The organism is Microbulbifer maximicatervae (SeqCode) (assembly GCF_052467385.1).
In genome coordinates this window covers 4,485,138-4,492,500 of the sequence record NZ_CP174311.1, presented here as the reverse complement: position 1 = coordinate 4,492,500, position 7,363 = coordinate 4,485,138, and the positions used below count along the sequence as shown (strand labels likewise).

The following is a 7,363-nucleotide window of genomic DNA, read 5'->3' as shown; positions in this document are numbered from 1 at the left end:
GCGCGGAAGATATACCGGGGCTCAAACTGATAACCGAAGCTGCGGATGCTCTTAGGAGCATGGTAGAGGAGCGTTGTGTAAGCCGTTGAAGGTGGATCGGGAGGTCTGCTGGAGGTATCACAAGTGCGAATGCTGACATGAGTAACGATAAGGGAGGTGAAAAACCTCCCCGCCGGAAGACCAAGGGTTCCTGTCCAACGCTAATCGGGACAGGGTTAGTCGACCCCTAAGGCGAGGGCGAAAGCCGTAGTCGATGGGAAACAGGTTAATATTCCTGTACTCGCTATTACTGCGACGGAGTGACGGAGAAGGCTAGGCCAGCATGGCGATTGGTTGTCCATGTTTAAGGTTGTAGGCTGGGGACTTAGGCAAATCCGGGTCCCTAAGGCTGAGAACTGATGACGAAGCCCACTTAGTGGGTGAAGTGGTTGATGCCCTGCTTCCAGGAAAAACTTCTAAGCTTCAGGTAATAGTGAATCGTACTCTAAACCGACACAGGTGGTCAGGTAGAGAATACCAAGGCGCTTGAGAGAACTCTGGTGAAGGAACTAGGCAAAATGGTACCGTAACTTCGGGAGAAGGTACGCCGGTTTTGGTGATGGGACTTGCTCCCTAAGCTGAGGCCGGTCGAAGTGACCAGGTGGCTGCGACTGTTTATTAAAAACATAGCACTCTGCAAACTCGTAAGAGGACGTATAGGGTGTGACGCCTGCCCGGTGCCGGAAGGTTAATTGATGGGGTTAGCTTCGGCGAAGCTCTTGATCGAAGCCCCGGTAAACGGCGGCCGTAACTATAACGGTCCTAAGGTAGCGAAATTCCTTGTCGGGTAAGTTCCGACCTGCACGAATGGCGTAACGATGGCCACGCTGTCTCCACCAGAGACTCAGTGAAATTGAAATCGCTGTTAAGATGCAGTGTACCCGCGGCTAGACGGAAAGACCCCGTGAACCTTTACTACAGCTTTGCACTGAACTTTGAGCCTATTTGTGTAGGATAGGTGGGAGGCTTTGAAGCAGCGACGCTAGTTGTTGTGGAGCCGTCCTTGAAATACCACCCTGGTATGTTTGAGGTTCTAACTCTGGTCCGTTATCCGGATCGAGGACAGTGTATGGTGGGTAGTTTGACTGGGGCGGTCTCCTCCCAAAGAGTAACGGAGGAGTACGAAGGTGCACTCAGCATGGTCGGAAATCATGCAATGAGCATAATGGTATAAGTGCGCTTGACTGCGAGACAGACATGTCGAGCAGGTACGAAAGTAGGTCATAGTGATCCGGTGGTTCTGTATGGAAGGGCCATCGCTCAACGGATAAAAGGTACTCCGGGGATAACAGGCTGATACCGCCCAAGAGTTCACATCGACGGCGGTGTTTGGCACCTCGATGTCGGCTCATCACATCCTGGGGCTGAAGCCGGTCCCAAGGGTATGGCTGTTCGCCATTTAAAGTGGTACGCGAGCTGGGTTTAGAACGTCGTGAGACAGTTCGGTCCCTATCTGCCGTGGGCGTTGGAGATTTGAGAAGAGTTGCTCCTAGTACGAGAGGACCGGAGTGAACGAACCTCTGGTGTTCCGGTTGTCACGCCAGTGGCATTGCCGGGTAGCTATGTTCGGACGGGATAACCGCTGAAAGCATCTAAGCGGGAAGCCTCCTTCAAGATAAGATCTCCCTGAGGCCTTGAGCCTCCTGAAGGGCCGTGGAAGACTACCACGTTGATAGGCTGGGTGTGGAAGCGTTGTGAGGCGTTGAGCTAACCAGTACTAATTGCCCGTGCGGCTTGACCATACAACAGAGATGGTTACTAACGACTAGCTAAGCTAGCGGATTGTGAGTTAGAGACATACGATCGCTTGCGGTGTATTACTACAGATTGTTTTACCGACTTATTTGGGGTTATCGCCGGTCAATAATATGACCGAGGCAAACAGCGATAACGCGGCAGGCCAAGCACTTTGCTTATAAGACCAACGCCAACCCAAGCCAGTTTGCCTGACGACAATAGAGTTGTGGAACCACCTGATCCCTTGCCGAACTCAGAAGTGAAACGCAACATCGCCGATGGTAGTGTGGGGCTTCCCCATGTGAGAGTAGGTCATCGTCAGGCTTCTAATCCGAAAAGGGCCACCCAATAGGGTGGCCCTTTTTTTTATAGCTGAAAAAATATTTAAAAAAACAAAAATAAAAACAAAAAATAGGAATGAGAAAGCAGAAAATACTTAGTAGAAATTAAATAGAAAAAATAAAAATAGCTCTGAAAAATTTTAATGCTCAACTTTCTATTTAAAAAATCAGTCAGTAATTAAAAAAAGAAAAACCTAAAACTACCTGAGCACCTTAAACAGACGCTCTCCTAAAAAGCCTATAAAAATGGGTCTTTACCGATCTTCTCTCCAAATGCCTTTACACTCACTCAAAAAATAATCCAACAAAAATAACTCGCGTAAAACTCAGAAAAGTACCCATACCACTCCCGCCAAAAATTAAATTTAGCCGGTAAAAATATCGGTGATTTTTTAGTCTCTGCAGTAATCCCCTGTAACCACGGGGCCTGCAGCCCGTTTATTAAAGTTATGCACAACTCTATCCAGACTTTCTGTTAGTAACCGCTGGCTGTGGAAATCTGCGCAAAAAGTGCTGCTTTTTTACCCGCCTTCAATAGAGCCAAGCAATCACGGGGCTGGCCGGGGATATCCCGGAGTTATACACAGCTCTATCCATGGTTTCTGTTGGTAACAAAGACGCCATAAAACGGACATCAGTTATTAACAGTGTTATGAGCGATAAATCTGTGGATTACTGCGACTGATTGGTACGCCAGTATTCGAGAGAAGAAAAATTTGGGGATAAAAAAAGCCCCACCAGGTGGGGCTTGGGTGGGCTAGTAAGCAAAGGCGTTATCTGGAACGAGGTCAAAGTTCATATCATTCAAACTGAGGTCTTCTAGTGGAACCAGCTCGGCAGGGAGAGCAAAGCGTCGTGCGGCATTGTTCTGGTGCCAATCCAATACTTCAATGTCTGCTGACTCTTCTTGCTGTAGGTCTTGTAAAAAGGTCTTCAGCTCAGTGGTGCTCGCAGTAATTAGCGACTGGTAGTCGTAGGTTCCCAGTAGTTTAACGAAGCGGTATTCATCTGTGGCATCTTCAATACGCAGCCAGGCCTGCCCATTGGAATTACCATCCTCGCCGAGAATAACCGGGCCGTGATCATCGTCGAACACTGGAACGAGCTGATAATCGGGAACAGGTAGTATTGTCCCAACCCAAACCCAACCAGAGAGGCTGGTGCGGCTTAATTGCCATTCACAGAGCCATACCGTCTGATCATCGTCTATGCGAAATTCCCGGTACTCCCTTTGGCTTAAATAGTTGTCAAAGCTCACTTCGGCATTGGGGTTATCTTTACGAAAACTATGAAGCTGTTGTGTCATTTCATAGTTTACTTCCCAATGCTTTTTCAAGCGCCACTGCATTGGGTATTGGCCCCACTCAACGATATATTCTTCGTGCTCGCGAACAGTTTCGACTACGCGCCAAAAGGCGCCGTCAATAAGAATGCAGGTATCCCCGAGCTTACAGCCCGGTGCAATGATGCTGCATTCAGGTGAGGCTTCGGATGCACTCACTAAGTGTTCGCTACGCCCTTCAATAACGTCATACCAGGGAAATCCGTGACGCAATGGTGGCGGGAATGCCAATGGCGGCCGACCGCCAAGTAATCGTCGGAAGAGAACCGATTTTTCAATTTCAAGATCAGAAAGTGTATAGCCTTCCTGTTGTGTGATTTGGCCCCAGGCAAAGGCGGCTCGGATTAGGTGTTTTTCTCGGTCTGAAAAGCTCATGGGTGCAATCATGGGCAAGTAAATAAGAAACCATACCACTGTGCAGGGGTGGGCGCTAATGCAAATGCAATTATCTGCCTTTTGTTGGATGACGACACCTTAGGAGCAGTTCGATACACTGGTTGGGATAAATTCGTTGGATAGGGGGTTGGCAGTGGTTTGGATACAGAGGTTTGCGATCTTCGCGATCAGCTTGTTTATAGGGCTATCTCCAGCAGTTGCAGAAGAGAGAGAAGAGAATAACTTCGAGTCCTGCTACCTGGACGGCTGGAGCCATGCTCTGCACTGTACAACGATACCGGTTGGTGGGGGAGAAGCTGCAGTAGATCTAGCGGTAATGGTAGCCCCAGCAGTTAATGACATTGGACTGGAGCCACTTTATTTACTGGCCGGTGGCCCCGGTCAGGCAGCCAGTTATCTGACCCCGATTCTAAATGCCTTATATAAAGTCAATCAGAGTAGGGCGATCGTTCTTGTCGATAGGCGCGGCTCGGGTTACTCGGCTGCATTTGACTGTGGGATCGACGGAGAAGTCCATATGGATCTGGAGGCGGTCACCGATCAATTCTCAACTTGCTACCTTGAAAACTCCTCCTTTGCGAAAGCGCTGCATAGCCGTCAAGCGGTTGATGATCTGGAGGAAGTGCGCCTCCAGTTGAGACATAAAAAAATTGCTTTGTGGGGAGGTTCTTGGGGAACTCGCACCGCGCTTCTTTACCAGCAATGGTATCCCGAAAGTTTAAGTGTCCTGATCCTGGATGCCGTAGCCCCGATTGAGTCAAAAGTTTTTCTTACTGCGCAAGCTGCTGAAAAGGCGCTGCTAAAATTGGAGAAAGACTGCAGTCAGGATCCGGTGTGCTCCGAATTTGGCGATTGGAGATCTGACCTGGATAGCTTGCTTAGGGACTGGGATGGAAGAGCATCGAACTTCCCGGACCCCCACTCTGGTCGCACAATGGAAACAAGTGTTCCCCGTAGCTTCATACAAAACCTGATAAGGACCGCGCTCTACGCACCTGAAACGGCAGCGCAGTTACCATACGCTATTAGCCAGGCTGAGGAGGGTAATTATTTACCGCTATCGGGGTTGGTTGGACTTTTATCTGATGATGGAAGTATGTCTATGGGGCTCACCTTATCGGTTGCTTGCGCTGAAGAATTAAATCGCACTACAGAGGAAGAGCTGGCTGCAGATATTCGCGATAGCTTTTTAGGTGATGCTTTTTTTGAGATTTTTGCTGAGGGTTGCAAGGTGTGGCCCGTATCTCCTATCACTTACGAAGTCCCGGAAGAAAGAAATCATCCTGTGTTAATTATTTCCGGGGAAGCTGACCCTATTACCCCACATTATTATGCGGAACAAAGCTTGGGGTATCTTTCAGAATTAAAACAGGTAGTGGTTCCAGGTGGTGGACATATCAATAGTATGCGCGGTTGTATACCAAAGCTAATAGATGATTTTCTAAAATCTCCACTTGCTTCTTTAGATAGTGATTGTATTGCGGATATTCAAAGACCACCTTTTATGGCGGGTGCTTTTGGACCTGAAATTGATAAAGCGGTATCCAGTGAGTTGCTATCGAGCCAAGGGGATAACAAATGATTGCTGTTAAATCTATTCACAAGCAATTCTCTGGAAAGAAAGTACTCAAAGACCTGAATTTCAATATACCTGATGGCCAAATAACCGCTTTGCTGGGGGCTAATGGAGCCGGTAAAACTACATGCCTCAGAATTATAACGGGGTTGGTAAAACCGGATGAAGGTACAGTAATTGTTAGTGGGCTTAATGTGGCCGAAAAGCCATTAGAAATAAAGCGGCAATTGGGCGTTGTCGGCGATCGTGAAGGCTTGTATGAACGACTTACTGTAGCGGAGTACTTATCATTTTTTGCCAGTGCGCAGGGATTATTTGGGGCAGAGCTTAAGCGCGCATTGAATTCTGTTCGAGAAGAGCTGGAATTAGAAGATTTGTGGCAACGTCGGACAAAAGGCTTTTCCCAGGGGGAGAGAATGAAAGTGTCGCTGGCGCGGGCACTAGTTCACCGGCCTACGCATTTGATACTCGATGAACCGACTCGCGGGCTTGATGTCCTTGCAGCGAGACTGCTGCGGAAAACACTTCTGCGGTTGCGCTCTGAGGGCGTAGCCATTTTATTTTCCAGCCATATTATGGCTGAAGTTACTGAGTTGTCAGATAGAGTATTGGTGATGGCTAACGGTGCTATTGTCGATAGTGGTACCCCCGATGAGCTTGTAGAACGCACAGGCTGTAAAAACCTGGAAGATAGTTTCGTCACTCTGGCTTACGGGGTTAAAGGGGAGGTGATGGCATGAAATTTTTAAACCTATTATTTACTCCCGCCATGTCTGCTCTTCTGAAGAAGGAGTCTTTAGAGGTTTGGCGTGACCGGCGAGCACTGTATTTATCTTTGCTGTTTGCCATTTCATTTCCCGGAATGATCGCATCGATGACTCTGTTTATGTTTAAGTCCCAAGGGGAGAGGACATTTCAGCTAGCGTTGTTAGGCGGGCAGGATTTACCAGTATTAGAGCAGCAGCTGAGTAAAGGGCGGGTGGAACTGGATAGCCTGTCAGAAGGGGACCCGATAGCTTTACTTGATGAAGGTTACGATGCAGTTGTGAAAATTGATGAAGGTTTTTCTACCGATTATCGCAATTTCCGCAGCCCCAAGGTTTATTTGTATGTTGATAGCTCCGATCGTTTCAGCGGGCAAGGCGCGAGTCATGTTCAACAAAAGCTGGGTGAGCTACAACAGCTCATTGTTCAACAAAGAATGGTCGCTAGGGGAGTCCCACTAAAAACAATAGCACCCTGGCAAGTCCAGGTTAGGGATGTCAGTACCCCGTCTACCCGCAGTGCCTGGATTGTTGGTTCAATACCGACACTCTTGATAATGACGCTGTTTATAGGTTGCCTGTCCTCGTCCATTGATGCCTCTGCCGGTGAGCGGGAGAGAATGAGTTTTGAGGTATTACTGCAACAACCTCTGGCCGCCTGGCAGGTGGTCCTGGCAAAGGTGCTCGCTGTAGCCAGTATCAGTTGGTTATCTTCAATTCTCGCGTTAGTTTCGCTAATGGCTGTTTTTCCATTTTTGCCCTTGGCTGAAATGGGGATACAACATGCAACTACGCTGAGTGGCATGGTTGCTATGGCGCTAGCCCTGCTCCCACTGGCTCTATTGGTTGCCGTACTGCAAATATTGTTAGCGTTGCGTTCCCAGTCATTTAAAGATGCCCAAACTCAATTGAGTATATTGCAGATTTTACCTGTCACTATGTTGTTAATATTGGATATGTCATCCATAGAGCTAGAGGAGCCTGCCTGGCAGTTGGTCCCGCTGGTCGCGCAACAGCAGTGGTTTAAGGCTCTACTGGTTGGGGATACGGTCTCCATATCTCTGATGATCGCTGGCTCACTAGTCAGCCTTTTGTTGGTTGTTGGGTGTATATTAGGCGGTGCCCGAGCGCTGCAGCGAGAGAGTCTGCTCGGAGCTACCTAGCTTAC

General features: G+C 48.4%; 4 protein-coding genes and 2 rRNA genes (1 of these 6 running past the window's edge). 5 read left to right on the top strand and 1 reads right to left on the bottom strand.

Annotation, left to right across the window (positions count from 1 at the left end; genetic code table 11):
- Together ACJJIR_RS19260 and rrf are read left to right on the top strand one after the other, a co-directional pair.
- A 23S ribosomal RNA gene (locus ACJJIR_RS19260) occupies nt 1-1,781 on the top strand; it begins 1,101 nt to the left of the window's first position.
- A 203-nt stretch (nt 1,782-1,984) separates the two neighbouring features.
- Nucleotides 1,985-2,100, top strand: a 5S ribosomal RNA gene (gene rrf, locus ACJJIR_RS19255).
- Nucleotides 2,101-2,874: 774 nt separating this feature from the next.
- Here rrf and ACJJIR_RS19250 read toward each other — a convergent pair.
- A complete protein-coding gene (locus tag ACJJIR_RS19250) occupies nt 2,875-3,834 on the bottom strand; it encodes a hypothetical protein (RefSeq protein WP_444906491.1) in 960 nt (319 codons plus the stop codon).
- Nucleotides 3,835-3,988: 154 nt separating this feature from the next.
- On the opposite strand from ACJJIR_RS19250, the gene ACJJIR_RS19245 reads away from it, so the two are divergent.
- From ACJJIR_RS19245 to ACJJIR_RS19235, 3 genes are read left to right on the top strand one after another with little or no spacing between them, the layout of a single operon-like run.
- Nucleotides 3,989-5,437 (top strand): alpha/beta fold hydrolase, encoded by a 1,449-nt coding sequence (locus ACJJIR_RS19245; RefSeq protein ID WP_444906490.1) that lies wholly within the window; start codon nt 3,989-3,991, stop codon nt 5,435-5,437.
- Nucleotides 5,434-6,171, top strand: a complete 738-nt coding sequence (locus tag ACJJIR_RS19240) for an ABC transporter ATP-binding protein (protein WP_282934411.1) — start codon at nt 5,434-5,436, stop codon at nt 6,169-6,171. The genes ACJJIR_RS19245 and ACJJIR_RS19240 overlap by 4 nt, the downstream gene beginning before the upstream one ends.
- Nucleotides 6,168-7,358, top strand: a complete 1,191-nt coding sequence (locus ACJJIR_RS19235; RefSeq protein WP_282934410.1) for an ABC transporter permease — start codon at nt 6,168-6,170, stop codon at nt 7,356-7,358. Before ACJJIR_RS19240 ends, ACJJIR_RS19235 begins: the two co-directional genes overlap by 4 nt.
- Nucleotides 7,359-7,363 lie beyond the last annotated feature (5 nt).

Coding starts and splice junctions, on each gene's coding strand:
- ACJJIR_RS19250 (WP_444906491.1), bottom strand. CDS start 3,834: ATGAGCTTTTCAGACCGAGAAAAACACCTAATCCGAGCCGCCTTTGCC.
- ACJJIR_RS19240 (WP_282934411.1), top strand. CDS start 5,434: ATGATTGCTGTTAAATCTATTCACAAGCAATTCTCTGGAAAGAAAGTA.
- ACJJIR_RS19235 (WP_282934410.1), top strand. CDS start 6,168: ATGAAATTTTTAAACCTATTATTTACTCCCGCCATGTCTGCTCTTCTG.